Genomic DNA, 17,204 nt, shown 5'->3' with positions numbered 1-17,204 from the left:
TTCGTCCCCCCGGTACTGCCCGCGGCACTGTGTGCTCATCGTTCTTTAACAGCGTCTTACTTGTCCAGCCGGGCCGGGATGTGTTGTGCAAGTGCAACATCAACGATCAAACCGTGGCACCCGGATTGGAACCGGGAGCGGGTCATCCGCGAGGATGGGGACATGACCGCCCAGATTCTCGATGGCAAGGCCACCGCAGCCGCGATCAAGTCCGATCTGACCGCCCGCGTGGCGGCGCTGAAGGAGAAGGGCGTCACGCCCGGCCTCGGCACGATCCTGGTCGGGGACGACCCCGGCAGCCAGAAGTACGTCGCCGGCAAGCACCGCGACTGCGCCCAGGTGGGCATCGCCTCCATCCAGCGCCAACTGCCCCCCACGGCCACCCAGGAGGAGATCGAGGCGGTCGTCCGCGAGCTGAACGAGGACCCGGCCTGCACCGGTTACATCGTCCAGCTCCCGCTGCCCCGCGGCATCGACGAGAACCGCATCCTGGAGCTGATGGACCCGGCCAAGGACGCCGACGGCCTGCACCCGATGAACCTCGGCCGGCTGGTCCTGAACGAGCCCGCCCCGCTGCCCTGCACCCCCAACGGCATCCTCACCCTGCTGCGCCGCCACGGCGTGGAGATCAAGGGCGCCGAGGTCGTGGTCGTCGGCCGCGGTGTCACCATCGGCCGCCCGATGCCGCTGCTGCTCACCCGGCGCAGCGAGAACGCCACCGTCACCCAGTGCCACACCGGCACCCGTGACCTGTCCGCCCACCTCAAGCGCGCCGACATCATCGTCGCGGCGGCCGGCTCGCCGCACCTGATCCGCGCCGAGGACGTCAAGCCGGGCGCGGCCGTCCTGGACGTCGGCGTCTCCCGCAACGCCGAGGGCAAGATCGTCGGCGACGTCCACCCGGACGTCACCGAGGTGGCCGGCTGGATCTCCCCGAACCCCGGCGGCGTCGGCCCGATGACCCGGGCCCAGCTGCTGGTCAACGTGGTCGAGGCGGCGGAGCGCAGTGCCGGCTGAGGACGCCCGCGGGGACGCGGAACCCACGGTGCGCGACGCGATCAGCGCCCCGGACGCCTCGGGGCGCCCGCGCCGTGTCACCCGCCGCTTCCCGCTCTTCACCAGGGACACCGCGCGCCCCGAGGGCGGCGGCCGGGCCGCGCCCGGCGGCGCCCCGGCGCCCGCCCGGCAGTGGCCGCTGCTCACCGTCGTCGGCCTGGTCGCGCTCGGCCTGCTGGTGACCGCGCTGGACGCGTTCCGCGCGGGCACGCTGATCATCGGTCTCGCCCTGCTGGCCGGCGCGGTGCTGCGCTGGATGCTGCCCGACGTCGGCATGCTCGCCGTACGCTCCCGCTTCACGGACATCGCCACCTACGGCGTCCTGGGCCTGGCCATCTTCCTGCTGGCGCTGATGATCCAGCCCGATCCGCTGCTGAAGCTGCCCTTCCTGAAGGACATCCTGCACTTCACGCTCACCAACTAGCGCACGCCGTACGGCAGGTGGCCCGCGCCTTTCCGGGGGACGCGGGCCACCTGCCGTGTCCGCCCGGCACGGGACCGGCGACTCCCGGCCGCCGGGCCACCCGTCGTGTGCGTCCGGCCCCGGGAACTGGAATCCTTGGTCAACGCATCCCTGTGGGTGGCCGGGGACGCGCGAGATCGACAGCACGACCGGGGGAAGAGGGGGAACCCATGCCTCGATGGACAGCCTTGCCGGACGATCTGGACCCGCAGATCACGGAGTTCACCGTCGGGCTGCGGCAACTGGTGGACCGCAGCGGTCTGAGCGTCGCGGCACTGGCCGACCGGACGGGCTACGGCACGACGTCCTGGGAGCGGTACCTGGACGGCCGGCTGCTGGCGCCCAAGGGCGCGGTCATCGCCCTCGCGGAGGCCACCGGCACCCAGCCGGGCCCGCTGACCACCCTGTGGGAGCTGGCCGAACGCGCCTGGAGCCGGTCGGAGTCGCGGAACGACAGCACGCGGCAGGCGCTGCGGATGGCGGAGGGGGAGAACGACCGGAGGACCACGGACGGGGACACCGGGAAGGCCGCCGGGAAGTCCGCTGGGAAGACCGTGGGCAAGGGGCTCGGCAAGGGCGCCGGGCAGGGCGTGGACAAGGGGCTTGGCGGAGGCGCCGGGCAGGGTGACGGAAAGGGCCTCGGCGTGAATGCCGGGCAGGGCGTGGGCAAGGGTGTCGGCAAGGGGTCCGGGCAGGGCGGCACCGGTACCGCCGTCGGGCCGGGAAGTGCCGGTTCCGGCGAGGTCCCGCCGGCCGTTCCCGCGCAGCCGGCGGCCACGGACGCCGACACCGGCGACCGTGCGGCGGACGGTTCGGCGAGCGGCAGTGGCGCGACCACGGCCGGCCGGAGCGGTGCCGGTTCGGCGAGCGCGGGCGACGCGGGCACGGCCGCCGGTGGTTGCGAAGCGGCGGCCGGCGGTGCCGGCACGCCCGTCAAGAACTCCTGGGGCCTGGCCGGTTACCGGGGCCCGTCGCAGGCGAGCGCCCGCCCGGGCGCCGGGCCCGCGGGCCGCCCGGCCGGAACCCCGGCGACCACCCCGCCCGGCCCCCTCGGCAACCCCGCCGGCCTCTCCCGCCCCCTGGGCACCTCGGCGGTCCCGCCGGGCAGCCACGCCAACTTCCTCAACATCCCCGCCGGTACCCCCGGCACCCCCGTCGGTGCTCCCGGTGCCCCCGGCACCCCCGCCGGTCCCGGTGCGACCCGCCTCCTCGGCACCGCGCCCGGCCCGGCCCGTACTCCCCATGGGCGTCCCGCGGCGGTGGAGGGACGGTCCGGGCGGTGGCAGCCGGTGGTGATGTTCTTCGCCGGTCTGATCGGCGTGCTCGCCCTCATCGCCGGTGTCTTCTACTTCACCCACCGCGACGGCAAGGCCGGGAACGAGGCCAAGCCCTCCCCGTCGGCCTCCGCCCGCACCACCCCGCCCCCCGGCGTCAAGTGCACCGGCTCCGACTGCACCGGCAAGGACGCCGAGGCCATGGGCTGCGGCGGCGACCTGGTGACCACCGCCAAGACCGCCACCGTCGGCACCACCACCCTGGAGGTCCGCTACAGCAAGGTCTGCGGGACCGCGTGGGGCCGGATCACCAGCGGCGTGCCCGGCGACTCCGTGCGGGTCAGCGTGGGCAGGGAACGGCAGACGGGCGACATCACCGCCGCAGGGGACACCATCGGATACACGCCGATGGTCGCCGTACGGAACCCGGCCCGGGCCAGGGCCTGCGCCACGCTCGCCTCGGGACAGACCGGCTGCACGGAGTGAAGAATTCCGGTAGGCGCGCATAGGGCGCCGGATCCTGGGCACGCGAACCGTACCCCCACGGGAGCCCGGATCTCCGGCCCCCACCGGCGGCCGTCGTCGTCCCACCTCTCCCGGGCGGCGCACGGCCGCCTTTCGCTTCCGCTCCCGCCGCGGCCCGCCAGGCGTTACGTCCCACTGATCCCCTTGTGGGGTGAGCCACACGGCCCCGGACGTCTCGCATGCCGGATGAGCGATAGCCTGTGCGCTGATCTCTCTTGATACCAAGAGATCGATCATCCGCCCGGGGCAGGGACGCCCCACCGCCAGCTGTCATACGGAGAACGCCATGACCCGCACTCCCGTGAACGTCACCGTCACCGGCGCGGCCGGCCAGATCGGTTACGCCCTGCTCTTCCGCATCGCCTCCGGCCAGCTGCTCGGCGCGGACGTGCCGGTCCGGCTGCGCCTCCTGGAGATCACCCCGGCGCTCAAGGCCGCCGAGGGCACGGCGATGGAGCTGGACGACTGCGCCTTCCCGCTGCTGCAGGGCATCGACATCACCGACGACCCGAACGTCGCGTTCGACGGCGCCAACGTGGCCCTGCTGGTGGGCGCCCGCCCGCGCACCAAGGGCATGGAGCGCGGTGACCTGCTGGAGGCCAACGGCGGCATCTTCAAGCCGCAGGGCAAGGCCATCAACGACCACGCGGCGGACGACATCAAGGTGCTCGTCGTCGGCAACCCGGCCAACACCAACGCGCTCATCGCGCAGGCCGCCGCGCCGGACGTCCCGGCCGAGCGCTTCACCGCGATGACCCGCCTGGACCACAACCGCGCGCTGACCCAGCTCGCGAAGAAGACGGGCAGCTCGGTCGCCGACATCAAGCGGCTGACCATCTGGGGCAACCACTCCGCCACCCAGTACCCGGACATCTTCCACGCCACCGTCGCCGGCAAGAACGCCGCCGAGGTCGTGAACGACGAGAAGTGGCTGGCCGAGGACTTCATCCCGACCGTCGCCAAGCGCGGTGCCGCGATCATCGAGGCCCGTGGCGCCTCGTCGGCCGCCTCCGCCGCCAACGCCGCGATCGACCACGTCCACACCTGGGTCAACGGCACCGCCGAGGGCGACTGGACCTCCATGGGCATCCCGTCGGACGGGTCCTACGGCGTCCCGGAGGGCCTGATCTCCTCCTTCCCGGTCATCTGCAAGGACGGCAAGTACGAGATCGTCCAGGGCCTGGACATCAACGAGTTCTCCCGCGCCCGCATCGACGCCTCCGTCAAGGAGCTGTCGGAGGAGCGCGAGGCGGTCCGCGGCCTCGGCCTCATCTGAGCGTCCGGATGTGACTCCGGCGGCCGGCGTGGGCTATAGTTGATCACACACCGGCCACCGGAACTCCCGGAAGCCGACTGTGCGTTGGTGGTCCAAGGAAAGACGCCCCGCTTCCTGCGGGGAGATGCAGGTGCAAGGCCTGCCCGGCGCTCCACACACGAAGTCCCCTCCCGCTGCCGCGGAAGGGGACTTCGTCGTATCCGGCCCTGCGTTCACGCCCGCCGCAGCAGCGCGATCCCGGCCCGGTCGGTGTCCTCCGCCCGCCCGTTCAGCCGGTGCACCACGGCCCACCGCCCGTCCGCCATCGCCCCGGCGAACACGGACGCGTCCCGGGTGGCGCCGTTGTGCCAGGTCAGCGCTCCCGCCGACTGCCAGCCCACGGCCGGTTCGCCCAGCCGCCGGTCCACCAGCAGCGCCACGACGAGCGCGGCGACCGCACGCGGTGTCGCCCACAGGCCGCCCGCCGGGAGGATCGCGCCGTCCATCGTCCAGGGCCGGCGCCGCGTCCCCGGCCACAGCCCGGGCGCCGTCAGCCGCTGCCCGGGAGCCGGACGGGCGGTCACCTCGGTGACGCCCGCCGGCCGCAGGACGTACGTCTCCAGCAGTTCCTCGTAACCGGCCCGGCCCGCGGCGGCCAGGGCGGCGCCGAGGACGGCGTACCCGAGGTTGGAGTACTCCTCCTCCCCCGGCGGGCGTACGGCGACGGTGTCCAGGCCGCGGACCAGCCGCTCCAACTCCGCCCGGCCGAACGCCGCGTACGGGTCCCGGCCCGCGAGGCCGGGCGGCAGCCGGGGGAGTCCGGAGGTATGCCGGGCCAGGTGCAGCAGGGTGATGCCGGTGCCCGGCGGTGCCGGGAGCCACCGTTCGACGGGGTCGTCGGGCCCGGCCACGCCCGCCTCCGCCAGCCGGGCGAGCAACGTGCCGGTCAGCGCCTTCGTGAGGGACCCGATCTGTACATAGCGGTCCAGTACGTGTCCGCCGGTCACCCGGGGCGGGGCCGCGTCGGTCAGTACACAGGCCGGGATACGGCGCACGGCGGGTCCTCTCGGTCGGGGCTCCTGCCGTGTGTGACGCGCGGGGCCCGCCGGACGGTTCAGGCCGCCGGTTCCCGCGTCGCCGGGGCCGCCGGAGCATTCGGGGACGGGTGGACGGGGTTGCGGTAGCCGGTGACGACCGCGGCCGTCGCCACCAGGACCGTCAGGCCCACCACCCGGAGTGCCGGGCCCATGCCGGTGGAGAAGTCGGGGTGGGAGGCCAGGGCGGTGCCGGCGACGGCGACACCGAGGGCGGCGCCGATCTCGCGGGCCGAGGTGCCGAGTCCCGAGCCGAGGCCCGCCCGGTGCGCGGGCAGGGACACCACGACGCCCAGGGTGAGCGCGGGCATGGCCAGGCCCGTGCCCGCCGAGATGACCAGCAGCCAGCAGGCGTACAGCGGGTAGGGCGTGTGCGCGTCCGCCGTGGACGCGGCCAGCAGGCCGAGGCCGATCAGCGCCAGCCCCGTGCCGACGACCGGACGCGGACGCGCCGACCAGCGGGCCGCGAACCTCGGCACCAGGGCCATGCCGACGATCAGCGGCACGATCGCGACGCCGGTTACCGCCGGCCCGTAGCCCTTGACCCGCTGGAGGTACTGCGAGTTGACGAAGAACAGCGCGAACAGGCCGAAGAAGCCCGTCGCCAGGCCCAGCGTGGTCGCCCGCAGCGCGCCGGAGCGGAAGACCCGCGGGTCGAACAGCGGGGCGCGCGAGCGCAGGGCGTGCCCGGTGAACGCGGCCAGCAGCACGGCGCCCGCGGTGAACGCGGTCAGGATGCGCACCGAGGTCCAGCCGTGGCCGGGGCCCTCGATGATGCCGAACAGCACGGCGACCAGGCCCGCCGTGAGCAGCAGGGTGCCGGCCGGGTCCGGGCTGCCCTGCGCGGCGCGGGCGGTGCGCGGGGTGGTCACCGCCACCGCGGCGGCGAGCACGGCGGCCAGCGGCACCATCGCGGCGAACAGCGCCCGCCAGGACAGGTACTGACCGGCCAGGCCGCCGCCGAGGTTGCCCGCCATGCCGCCCAGCCCGATGGCCAGCGTCCAGGACGCCATCGCCCGGGCCCGGTGCTCGGGCCCGGCCAGGTGCACCAGGATCGACATCGTCGCCGGGGTGATCAGCGCGGCCCCGGCGCCGGACAGACCCCGGCCCGCGATCAGCAGCGCCGGGCCGGGAGCCAGCGCGCTGGTCGCCGCGCCTGCGGCGAACAGGCCGAGCCCGGCGAGCAGGGCCCCCTTGCGGCCGTGGCGGTCGCCGAGCGCGCCGGCCGGGATCAGCAGGCCCGCGAAGACGATGACGTAGGCGTCGACCGTCCACAGCAGTTCGGTGTGCGAGAGGTGCGGTCCGGACGAACTCAGTTGCGGTATCAGCAGGTTGACGGCCGCGACCATGCTCTGCGCGACGAGGACGCAGGCGCACAGCGTGAGCAGGACGGGGCGGGTCAGGGCGTGCGCGGGCACGGCTCCTCCGGGAGCTGGTGGGTGGTGTGGGATGCGCCCTCACCGTAGGCTCGCCGGTGACCTTACTTCCAATGCAACCTTCGCAAGGAATACCTGCACATGACGCAATCCACCGGCCTCGACCTGAATCTGCTGGTCGCGCTGGACGTGCTGCTGGAGGAGGAGAGCGTGCGCGGCGCCGCCCGCCGGCTGCACCTGTCCGAGCCGGCCATGAGCCGCACCCTCGGCCGGATCCGCAAGGCGCTCGGCGACCCGGTGCTGGTGCGCGCCGGCCGCCGGATGGTGCCGACTCCGCACGCGCTCGCCGTGCGCGCCGAGGTCGGCGCGGTGGTGGAGCGGGCCCGCGCCCTGTTCGCGCCGGGCCGGGACGCCGACCTGCGCACGGTGACCCGCACCTTCACCGTCCTCGGCCACGACATGATCGCCGCCACCCACGGCGCGGCCCTCTTCGCCCGCGCCGCCCGCGAGGCCCCCGGCGTCCGGCTGCGCTTCCTCAGCGAGAGCCACACCGACGCCCCGTATCTGCGGCAGGGCATCGCCGACCTGGAGGTCGGGGTGATCGACGCGGCCGCGCCCGAGGTGCGGGTGGAGACCGTGCACGAGGAACGCATGCTCGGCGTCGTACGGCCCGGACACCCCTTGCTGGACGGCGAGCTGACGCCCGAGCGGTTCGCCGGAGCGGCGGGGCACCTCAGCGTCTCCCGGCGCGGCCGGCAGCACGGGCCGATCGACGACGCCCTCGCCGCGCTCGGCCTGCGGCGCCGGGTGGTGGGCAGCGTCGGCAGCTATCCGGCCTCGTTGTTCGTGCTGCGCGAGACCGACCTCGTCGGGCTGATCACCGAGTGGGGCCGCCCGCTGGCCGACGCCCTCGGGCTGGCCGTCTTCGAGATCCCGCTCGCACTGCCAGCGATGCGGGTGGGCTTCGCCTGGCATCCGCGCCATGACGCCGACCCGGCCCACGCCTGGCTGCGCGACTGCGTACGAGAGCTGCTGACGGCGAGGACGGCGAGGTCGGCGACCGGTCAGCCGGCGCCCGCCTTCCGTTTCCGTCCGGTATGACCCCCGTTTTCCGTGACCCCGCGCACGTTCGGCCGCGGATTCCGCATGGCGGGCCGTGGCCCCGGGCAGGCGGCGACGGTCCCCGAGCGTGACACGCGTGTGACACAGGGGCACGGAACAGGAACGGAAGGCAACACCGATCATGGCGGACAGAACGGAACGACAGCCCCAGGCGACCATCCACGCGGACGGCGCGTGGCTGGCAGCGGTCTCCGGCGCGACCCGGGAGATCCTCGACCCCGCGGACGCCCGGCCGTTCGCCGTGGTCGCCGAGGGGGACGAGAAGGACGCCGACCGCGCGGTGGCCGCGGCCCGGCACGCCTTCGACCACGGCCCCTGGCCCCGCACCCCGGTCGCCGAACGCGCCGCGCTGCTGCGCCGCGTCGCCGGTCTCCTCCTGCGCGACCGCGAGGAACTCGGCCTGCTGGAGAGCCGGGACGCCGGCAAGACCGTCGAGGAGGGCCGCGTCGACATCGACTGCGTCGCCGACGCCTTCCGCTACTTCGCCGACCTGGTGGCCGCCGAGGCGCCCGGCCGGGTGGTCGACGCGGGCTCGCCCGAGATCCACAGCGTGGTCGTCCACGAACCGGTCGGCGTATGCGCGCTGATCACTCCCTGGAACTACCCGCTGCTCCAAGCCAGTTGGAAGATCGCTCCGGCGCTCGCGGCCGGCAACACCTTCGTGGTCAAGCCCAGCGAGATCACCCCGATGACCACCATCGCGCTGATCGACCTGCTGGCCGAGGCCGGCCTGCCCGCGGGCGTGGCGAACCTCGTCACCGGGCCCGGCCACACCGTCGGCGCCCGGCTCGCCGAGCATCCCGACGTCGACCTGGTCTCCTTCACCGGCGGCCTGGCCAGCGGCGTCAAGGTCGCCCGGGCCGCCGCGCCCACCGTCAAGAAGGTCGCCCTCGAACTCGGCGGCAAGAACCCCAACGTGGTCTTCGCCGACGCCTGCGCCACCGAGGAGGGCTTCGACACCGCCGTGGACCAGGCCCTGAACGCGGCCTTCATCCACAGCGGCCAGGTCTGCTCGGCCGGCGCCCGGCTCATCGTCGAGGAGTCCGTCCGCGACCGCTTCGTCACCGAACTCGCCCGCCGCGCCGGCAAGATCAGGCTCGGCCGCGGCACCGCGGACGGCGTCGAGTGCGGCCCGCTCGTCTCCGAGCAGCAGCGCGCCAAGGTCGAGGCGTACGTCGCCTCCGCCCTCGAGGAAGGCGCCGTCCTGCGCTGCGGCGGCAAGCGGCCCGAACCCTCACCCGAACGCCCCGAGTCCGGCTGGTTCTACGAGCCGACCGTCCTCGACCACTGCCACCGCGAGATGCGCGTCGTCCGCGAGGAGGTGTTCGGCCCGGTCGTCACCGTCGAGACCTTCCGCACCGAGGAGGAGGCCGTCCGTCTCGCCAACGACACCGAGTACGGCCTGGCCGGCGCGGTCTGGAGCGCGGACACCGCCAGGGCCCGCCGGGTGGCGTCCCGGCTGCGCCACGGCACCGTCTGGATCAACGACTTCCACCCCTATCTGCCGCAGGCCGAATGGGGCGGCTTCGGCAGGAGCGGCACCGGCCGCGAGCTGGGCCCCGCCGGACTCGCCGAGTACCGCGAGACCAAGCACGTCTACGAGAACCTCGCGCCGAGGCCGGTGCGCTGGTTCGCCGGCTGACCCTCCTCGGCTCACCGGCCGGCACCCCGTCGGCTCTCCCCGCACCGAGTCCCAGTTCCTGGAGTAGCACCCCCATGCCCGACACCACCCCCCACGTCTACGACTACGTCGTCATCGGCGGCGGCACGGCCGGCTCCGTCATCGCCTCCCGCCTCACCGAGAACCCGGACGTCACCGTCGCCGTCATCGAGGGCGGCCCGAGCGACGTCGGCCGCGACGACGTCCTCACCCTGCGCCGCTGGATGGGCCTGCTCGGCGGCGAACTCGACTACGACTACCCGACGGTGGAACAGCCGCGCGGCAACTCCCACATCCGGCACAGCCGCGCCCGCGTCCTCGGCGGCTGCTCCTCGCACAACACCCTGATCTCCTTCAAGCCCCTGCCCTCCGACTGGGACGAGTGGGAGGCCGCCGGCGCCAAGGGCTGGGGCGCCGTCCCCATGGAGGCCTACTTCGCCCGGCTGAAGAACAACATCGTCTCCGTGGACGAGAAGGACCGGAACGCCATCGCCCGCGACTTCGTCGACGCGGCCCGGTCGGCACTCGGGGTACCCCGGGTCGAGGGCTTCAACCGCGCGCCGTTCACCGAGGGCGTCGGCTTCTTCGACCTCGCCTACCACCCCGAGGACAACAAGCGCTCCTCCGCCTCCGTCGCCTACCTCCACCCGGTGATGGACGAGCGCCCGAACCTCACGATCCTGCTGGAGACCTGGGCGTACCGGCTGGAGCTGAACGGCACCCGCGCCGAGGGCGTGCACGTGCGCACCAAGGACGGCACGGAGCTGCTGGTCCGCGCCCGCGAGGAAGTCGTGCTGTGCGCGGGCGCCGTCGACTCCCCGCGCCTGCTGATCCACTCCGGCATCGGTCCCCGGGCCGACCTCGAAGCGCTCGGCATCCCCGTCGCGCACGACCTGCCGGGCGTCGGCGAGAACCTGCTCGACCACCCCGAGTCGGTCATCGTGTGGGAGACCCACGGCCCGATCCCGGAGAACTCGGCGATGGACTCCGACGCGGGCCTGTTCGTACGCCGCGACCCGGAGCACGCCGGCCCGGACCTGATGTTCCACTTCTACCAGATCCCGTTCACCGACAACCCGGAGCGCCTCGGCTACCGGCGGCCGGAGTTCGGCGTCTCCATGACCCCGAACATCCCCAAGCCCAAGAGCCGCGGCCGCCTGTACCTGACCAGCGCGGACCCCGCCGTCAAGCCGGCCCTCGACTTCCGCTACTTCACCGACGAGGACGACTACGACGCCCGGACCCTGGTCGACGGCATCCGCATCGCCCGCGAGATCGCCAAGGCCGAGCCGCTGGCCGGCTGGCTCAAGCGCGAGGTGTGCCCCGGCCCGGAGATCACCGGCGACGCCGAGCTGAGCGAGTACGCCCGCAAGGCCGCCCACACCGTCTACCACCCGGCCGGCACCTGCAAGATGGGCGCCGCCGACGACGAACTCGCCGTCGTCGACCCCGAGCTGCGCGTCCGCGGTCTCGACGGCATCCGCGTCGCCGACGCGTCCGTCTTCCCGACCATGACCGCCGTCAACCCGATGATCGGGGTGCTCATGGTCGGGGAGAAGGCCGTCGACCTGATCGGAGGTGACCTGCGATGACCCTCACCGTCCCCACCCGCAAGCCGCCCACCACGGCCGACCCCGTCTTCTCGGTGTCCCACCTGTGGAAGGTGTTCGGCCCCAAGCCCGAGCGCGTCCCCGCCGACCCCGGCCTCAGCGCCCTGCCCGCGGCCGAACTCCGCTCCCGCACCGGCTGCACGGCCGCCGTCAGGGACGTCTCCTTCGACGTCCGCAAGGGCGAGGTCTTCGTCGTCATGGGCCTGTCCGGCTCCGGCAAGTCCACCCTGGTCCGCTGCCTGACCCGGCTGATCGAACCGACGGCCGGCACCATCGCCATCGACGGCGAGGACGTCCGCGCGATGGACACCTCCCGGCTGCGCGAGCTGCGCCGGCACCGGGCCGCGATGGTCTTCCAGCACTTCGGGCTGCTCCCGCACCGCACGGTCCTCGACAATGTCGCCTACGGCCTGGAGATCCAGGGCGTCGGCCGGTCCGAACGCCGGGAGCGCGCCGCCGAGTTCGTCGCCAAGGTCGGCCTGGCGGGCATGGAGCGGCGCCGCCCCGGCCAGCTGTCCGGCGGTCAGCGCCAGCGGGTGGGTCTCGCCCGGGCGCTGGCCGTCGACCCCGAGGTGCTGCTCTTCGACGAGCCCTTCAGCGCGCTGGACCCGCTCATCCGCCGGGACATGCAGGAGGAGGTGACCCGCCTGCACCGGGAGGAGGGCCGCACGATGGTCTTCATCACCCACGACCTCGCCGAGGCCCTCAAACTCGGCGACCGCATCGCCCTGATGCGCGACGGCCGCGTGGTCCAGCTCGGCACCCCCGAGGAGATCGTCGGCTCCCCGGCCGACGACTACGTCCGCGAGTTCGTCCGCGACGTCCCCCGCGAACAGGTCCTGACCTGCCGTACGGCCATGCGCCCCGTGTCCCCCGGCGACGCCGCGGGCGGCCCGGCCCTGCGCCCCGAGGCCACGGTCGCCGAGGCCATCGAGGCGGTGGCCCGGGCGGGCACTCCGGCGCGGGTGATGGACGAGGGCCGCTGCCTGGGCGTGGTCGACCACGACCGGCTGCTCGGCGTCGTGGCGGGCGTCACCCCCGGCACCCCGCCCGGGACCGCCACGGCACCCGCGGAACGCCGGCGAACGGCCCAGCCCCCGGCGAGCACCACCCCGGAGGCCGTCTGATGGCCACGCTCAGTCTGCCGACCTCCAGAACCAAGGCCCCCCGCCTCCTCAAGAACCGCGCGGCGGCCAAACTCCTCCTCCTCGCCCTCCTCACCGCCGTCCTCCTGCCCTTCCTGCACCGCTGGGGCAACGGCAGCTGGCCCCACTCGCTGACCGTCAGCCTCGACAAGCCCCTCGCCTCCGCCAGCGACTGGGTCATCGACAACCGGGACAGCCACCCGCTGTTCCTGTACTTCCTCGGCCACCTCAGCAACGCGGTCGTCCTCGCCGTACGCGCCGTCTACCTCACCCTGCTCGCCGCGGGCTGGGCCGGCGTCACGGCCTTCGGCGCCCTGCTCGCCTGGCGCCTGGCCGGCCCGCGCCTGGCCGCCGGCACGGCCCTCGCCTTCCTGGCCTGCGGCGCGCTCGGCATGTGGGTGCCGACCATGCAGACCCTCGCCCTGATGGTCGTGGCGGTCCTCGCCTCCGTCGCCGTCGGCGCGCTCCTCGGCGTCGCCGCCGGCCTCTCCGACCGGCTGGACCGCGCCCTGCGCCCGGTCCTGGACACCATGCAGGTGCTCCCGGCCTTCGCCTATCTCCTCCCCGTCGTCCTGGTCTTCGGCATCGGCGTCCCCGCGGCCGTTCTCGCCACCGTCGTCTACGCCGCCCCGCCGATGGCCCGCCTCACCGCGCTCGGCCTGCGCGGGGCCGACCCGGAGGTCCTGGAGGCCGTGGAGTCGCTCGGCGCCACCCGCCGCCAGCGGCTGCTGACCGCCCGTATCCCGCTGGCCCGCGAAGAGCTGCTGCTCGGCCTCAACCAGACGATCATGATGGCGCTGTCCATGGCCGTCATCGCGGCCGTCATCGGCGCCGGCGGCCTCGGTGACCGCGTCTACCAGGCGCTCGCCTCGGTCGACGTCGGCGCCGCCCTCGCCGCCGGCATCCCGCTCGTGCTGCTCGCGATCGTGCTGGACCGGCTCACCGCGGCGGCGGGCGAGGACACCGCCCGCCCGCGGGCCGCCGGCCGGCCGAGGATCACCGGCTGGGCCGCCACGCTGGCCGGCACCGTCGCCGCCGCCCTCGCCGCCCGGCTGCTCGGCGCGTCCGACTGGCCCGCCGGCTGGACCTTGGACATCGCCGGAGCGGTCAACCGGGCCGTCGACTGGATGACCGACCACCTCTACTCCGGCATCCCGGTCGTCGGCGGCACCGCCGACTGGGCGGGCCGCTTCACCGCCTGGGTCCTGGACCCCGTCCGCGCCGGACTGCAAGGCATGCCCTGGTGGTCGGTGCTGCTCGTGGTGGCGGCCCTGGCCTGGCTGATCGGCACCTGGCGCACCGCGCTGACCGCCGTCCTCGCCATGGCCGCGATCGGCGTGCTCGGCGTGTGGGAACCGGCGCTCGACACCCTCTCCCAGGTGCTGGCCGCCGTCGCCGTCACCCTCGTGCTCGGCCTCGCCACCGGCATCGCCGCGGCCCGCAGCGACCGCGTCGACCGCGTCCTGCGCCCGGTCCTGGACGTCCTGCAGACGATGCCGCAGTTCGTGTACCTGATCCCGGTCGTCGCCCTGTTCGGCGTCGGCCGTGCCCCCGCCGTCGCCGCGGCCGTCGTCTACGCCCTCCCGGCCGTCGTCCGGATCACCGCGCAGGGCCTGCGCCAGGTCGACCCGGCCGCGCTGGAGTCCGCGCGTTCGCTCGGCGCGACCGGACGGCAGCAGCTGTGGCAGGTGCAGCTCCCGCTCGCCCGGCGCGCGCTGCTGCTCGCCGTCAACCAGGGCGTGGTCCTGGTCCTCGCCGTCGTCATCATCGGCGGCCTGGTCGGCGGCGGCGCCCTCGGCTACGACGTCGCCTTCGGCCTCGCCCAGGGCGACCTGGCCACCGGCCTGGTGGCCGGCGCCGCCATCGTCTGCCTGGGCCTGATGCTCGACCGCGTGACGCAGCCGACCGGGTGCCGCCCGGGGAAGGGAGCCTGACATGCGCCGTACCGCGATCACGGCCGCCGCGGCCGTCCTGGCCCTCGCCACCGGCTGCGGCGCCGCCGACATGACCAGGCAGGCCAGCCCGTTCGCCAACGCCCGGGGCGCGAAGACGGTCACCCTGTCCGTGCAGTCCTGGGTGGGCGCACAGGCCGACGCGGCCGTCGCCCGGTACATCCTGGAGCACAAGCTCGGCTACCGCGTCGACACCGTCCAGGTCGACGAGGTACCGGCCTGGGACGCGCTCAGCCAGGGCCGGGTGGACGTCCTCCTGGAGGACTGGGGCCACCCCGAGCAGGAGAAGCGCTACGTGAAGGAGAAGAAGACCATCACGCCCGGCGGCGGGCTCGGGGTGACCGGGCACATCGGCTGGTTCGTGCCGGCCTACTTCGCCGAGCGGCACCCGGACGTCACCGACTGGCGGAACCTGGACAAGTACGCCTCGCTTTTCCGTACCGCGGAGAGCGGCGGCAAGGGCCAGCTGATGGACGGCTCGCCGTCCTACGTCACTCACGACAAGGCCCTGGTGAAGAACCTGGGCCTGGACTACCAGGTCGTCTTCGCCGGTTCCGAGGCCGCGCAGATCACCCAGATCAAGCGGTTCGCCAAGGAGAAGAAGCCCTTCCTGACCTACTGGTACTCCCCCCAGTGGCTGTTCGAGAAGGTGCCGATGACGGAGGTGAGGCTGCCGCCGTACAAGGAGGGCTGCGACGCGGACGCGGCGAAGGTCGCCTGCGCCTACCCGCACACCCCGCTGAAGAAGTACCTCAACGCGGGCTTCGCGAAGTCCGGCGGCAAGGCGGCGGCCTTCCTGAAGAGGTTCCGGTGGACCACCGAGGACCAGAACGAGGTCTCGCTGATGATCGCCGAGCAGAAGCTCTCCCCGGCCGAGGCGGCGAAGAAGTGGGTGGACAGCCACCCGTCCGTGTGGAAGAAGTGGCTGTCCTGACCGGACACCACCGGCCTACGGCAGCAGCCCGGCGGCGATCTCCCGCAGCGCCGCCGCGGCCCGCCGCTGGAGGCCCGGCCCGAACGTGACCCGGGTGGCCCCGAGTTCGCCGAGCGCGGCGGGCGAGGGGCCGTCCCCGTCCAGCCGGGCCAGCAGGTTCAGCGGGCCCTCGATCCCCGACCGCAGCAGCGGCACCACGTCCACCGGAGCGAAGATCGGGTACACGCAGTCGGCACCCGCCGCGCGGTACAGCGCGGCCCGCTCGACGGCCCGTTCCGGATCACCGTCGCCGTGAACGAAGACGTCGACGCGGGCGTTGACGAACAACCGGTCGGCGGCGGCCTGGCGCACGCCGGCGAGGAACTCGGCGTGCGCGTGCGGATCCTTCAGGACACCACCGTCCGAGTCCTCGAGATTGCAGCCCACCGCCCCCGCCTCCAGCAGCCGCTCGACCAGCTCCTTCGGCGCGAGCCCGTAACCGCCCTCGACGTCCGCCGACACCGGCACGTCCACCGCCCGGGTGATCCGGGCGACGGCCGCGAACATCTCGTCGGCCGGTGTGGCCCCGTCCGCGTAGCCGAGCGAGGCGGCCACTCCGGCGCTGGGCGTGGCCAGCGCCGGGAACCCGGCCTCCGCGAAGACCCGCGCGGCGGCCGCGTCCCACGGTCCGGGCAGGACCAGCGGGTCGTCCGGCGCGCGCCTTCGGTGCAGGGCGCGGAACTCCTCGGTCCTGCTCACGGCTGCCGGCCTCCCGGGGGCACACGGCGGCTGACCATCAGGCGGTTCCAGCCGTTGATGACGGTGATCAGGGCGATGAGATGGGCGAGTCCGGCCTCGTCGAAGTGCTCGGCGGCGGCCTCGTACACCTCGTCCGGCACGAACCCCCCTCCGGACTTCGTCCGGGAGGTGCCCGCGGTCGGCACGGTGACCGCCTCGGTGAGCGCCAGCGCGGCCCGCTCCCGCTCGCTGTACAGCTCCTCGGTCTCCTCCCAGGCGCTGAGGAAGTGGATGCGGTCCTCCGACTCCCCGTTCTTCCGGGCCAGGCCCAGGTGCATGTCGAGGCAGAACGCGCAGTGGTTGATCTGCGAGGCGCGGATCATCACCAGTTCGGCCAGGACCGGGTCGCCGAGTCCCTTCTTCGCCGCCGCGCTGACGGCGGCCATCGCCTGGAAGACCTTCGGGTCCAGCAGCTGGGTGCGGTTCACTTGTGCTGCCCCGGGTGGTAGTGGCCCGGAGGCGTCCGGGTGGACACGCCGAACCGGTTCCAGGCGTTGATCACGGCGATGGCGGCGATCAGCTGGGAGAGTTCGGCCTCGTCGAAGTGCTTGGCGGCCCGCTCGTACACCTCGTCCGGCACGAACCCGTCGGTCAGGACGGTGACCGCGTCGGTCAGTTCCAGCGCCGCCAGCTCCTTCTCGGTGTAGAAGTGCCGCGACTCCTCCCACGCGCCGAGCTGGATGATCCGCTCCACGCTCTCGCCGGCCGCGAGGGCGTCCTTGGAGTGCATGTCGAGGCAGCGCGCGCAGTGGTTGACCTGGGAGGCGCGGATCTTGACCAGCTCGCGCAGCCGGGGCTCCAGGCCCTGGTTGGCGACGGCGTCCAGCTGGATCATCGCCTTGTAGACCTCGGGCGCGTGCTGGGCCCAGCGCAGCCGCGGCGGCTCCTCGGGGGCGTAGGGGACGGGTTCTTCCTGAGTGCTCATGTCCTCGACCCTAGAACCGAGGCAGCCCAGGGGTAT

The 17,204-nt window shown here is 73.7% G+C and carries 15 protein-coding genes; 10 read left to right on the top strand and 5 right to left on the bottom strand.

All coding sequences use genetic code 11. The features are described from left to right. Positions 1-162: 162 nt before the first annotated feature. The 4 genes from SCK26_RS14880 to SCK26_RS14865 all read left to right on the top strand — a co-directional run bounded on the left by SCK26_RS14880 (position 163) and on the right by SCK26_RS14865 (position 4,594). Positions 163-1,017: a bifunctional methylenetetrahydrofolate dehydrogenase/methenyltetrahydrofolate cyclohydrolase gene (locus SCK26_RS14880; RefSeq protein WP_318201805.1), complete on the top strand. Its 855-nt coding sequence runs from the start codon at positions 163-165 to the stop codon at positions 1,015-1,017. Continuing rightward, positions 1,007-1,480 (top strand): DUF3017 domain-containing protein, encoded by a 474-nt coding sequence (locus tag SCK26_RS14875; protein WP_318201804.1) that lies wholly within the window; start codon positions 1,007-1,009, stop codon positions 1,478-1,480. The genes SCK26_RS14880 and SCK26_RS14875 overlap by 11 nt, the downstream gene beginning before the upstream one ends. A 209-nt stretch (positions 1,481-1,689) precedes the next feature. After that, complete coding sequence (locus tag SCK26_RS14870) at positions 1,690-3,279, top strand: helix-turn-helix domain-containing protein (protein WP_318201803.1); 1,590 nt, start codon at positions 1,690-1,692, stop codon at positions 3,277-3,279. Between the two features lie 325 nt (positions 3,280-3,604). Then, on the top strand, positions 3,605-4,594 hold the full coding sequence (locus SCK26_RS14865; protein ID WP_318201802.1) for a malate dehydrogenase: 990 nt from the start codon (positions 3,605-3,607) through the stop codon (positions 4,592-4,594). A gap of 212 nt (positions 4,595-4,806) precedes the next feature. Here SCK26_RS14865 and SCK26_RS14860 read toward each other — a convergent pair whose 3' ends face one another. Together SCK26_RS14860 and SCK26_RS14855 are read right to left on the bottom strand one after the other, a co-directional pair. Beyond that, complete coding sequence (locus tag SCK26_RS14860) at positions 4,807-5,628, bottom strand: serine hydrolase domain-containing protein (protein ID WP_318201801.1); 822 nt, start codon at positions 5,626-5,628, stop codon at positions 4,807-4,809. 59 nt (positions 5,629-5,687) lie between these two features. After that, on the bottom strand, positions 5,688-7,085 hold the full coding sequence (locus SCK26_RS14855; RefSeq protein WP_318201800.1) for an MFS transporter: 1,398 nt from the start codon (positions 7,083-7,085) through the stop codon (positions 5,688-5,690). A 99-nt stretch (positions 7,086-7,184) separates the two neighbouring features. Here SCK26_RS14855 and SCK26_RS14850 point away from each other — a divergent pair, with 99 nt between their 5' ends. The 6 genes from SCK26_RS14850 to SCK26_RS14825 all read left to right on the top strand — a co-directional run bounded on the left by SCK26_RS14850 (position 7,185) and on the right by SCK26_RS14825 (position 15,466). Beyond that, positions 7,185-8,144: a LysR family transcriptional regulator gene (locus SCK26_RS14850; protein WP_318201799.1), complete on the top strand. Its 960-nt coding sequence runs from the start codon at positions 7,185-7,187 to the stop codon at positions 8,142-8,144. 142 nt (positions 8,145-8,286) lie between these two features. After that, positions 8,287-9,807: an aldehyde dehydrogenase family protein gene (locus SCK26_RS14845; protein WP_318201798.1), complete on the top strand. Its 1,521-nt coding sequence runs from the start codon at positions 8,287-8,289 to the stop codon at positions 9,805-9,807. A gap of 74 nt (positions 9,808-9,881) precedes the next feature. Continuing rightward, a complete protein-coding gene (locus SCK26_RS14840) occupies positions 9,882-11,417 on the top strand; it encodes a GMC family oxidoreductase (protein WP_318201797.1) in 1,536 nt (511 codons plus the stop codon). Further along, on the top strand, positions 11,414-12,562 hold the full coding sequence (locus tag SCK26_RS14835) for a glycine betaine/L-proline ABC transporter ATP-binding protein (RefSeq protein ID WP_318201796.1): 1,149 nt from the start codon (positions 11,414-11,416) through the stop codon (positions 12,560-12,562). Before SCK26_RS14840 ends, SCK26_RS14835 begins: the two co-directional genes overlap by 4 nt. Next, on the top strand, positions 12,562-14,514 hold the full coding sequence (locus SCK26_RS14830) for an ABC transporter permease (protein WP_318201795.1): 1,953 nt from the start codon (positions 12,562-12,564) through the stop codon (positions 14,512-14,514). The genes SCK26_RS14835 and SCK26_RS14830 overlap by 1 nt, the downstream gene beginning before the upstream one ends. A gap of 1 nt (position 14,515) precedes the next feature. Continuing rightward, a complete protein-coding gene (locus tag SCK26_RS14825) occupies positions 14,516-15,466 on the top strand; it encodes an ABC transporter substrate-binding protein (RefSeq protein WP_318201794.1) in 951 nt (316 codons plus the stop codon). 15 nt (positions 15,467-15,481) lie between these two features. On the opposite strand, the gene SCK26_RS14820 is transcribed toward SCK26_RS14825, so the two are convergent. The 3 genes from SCK26_RS14820 to SCK26_RS14810 are packed head-to-tail and all read right to left on the bottom strand — an operon-like array spanning position 15,482 to position 17,168. After that, positions 15,482-16,204 carry an isocitrate lyase/phosphoenolpyruvate mutase family protein gene (locus SCK26_RS14820; protein ID WP_318201793.1) on the bottom strand — a complete coding sequence of 241 codons (723 nt, stop codon included), beginning with the start codon at positions 16,202-16,204 and terminating at the stop codon, positions 15,482-15,484. Beyond that, a complete protein-coding gene (locus tag SCK26_RS14815) occupies positions 16,201-16,671 on the bottom strand; it encodes a carboxymuconolactone decarboxylase family protein (RefSeq protein WP_318201792.1) in 471 nt (156 codons plus the stop codon). The genes SCK26_RS14820 and SCK26_RS14815 overlap by 4 nt, the downstream gene beginning before the upstream one ends. Next, the gene (locus SCK26_RS14810; protein ID WP_318201791.1) at positions 16,668-17,168 is read right to left on the bottom strand and encodes a carboxymuconolactone decarboxylase family protein; all 501 of its coding nucleotides are present in this window, start codon (positions 17,166-17,168) and stop codon (positions 16,668-16,670) included. The genes SCK26_RS14815 and SCK26_RS14810 overlap by 4 nt, the downstream gene beginning before the upstream one ends. Positions 17,169-17,204 lie beyond the last annotated feature (36 nt).

Origin of the sequence: Streptomyces sp. SCL15-4 (assembly GCF_033366695.1) — a bacterium.
Lineage (GTDB): Bacteria > Actinomycetota > Actinomycetes > Streptomycetales > Streptomycetaceae > Streptomyces.
This window is presented reverse-complemented; position numbering and strand designations above follow the sequence as displayed.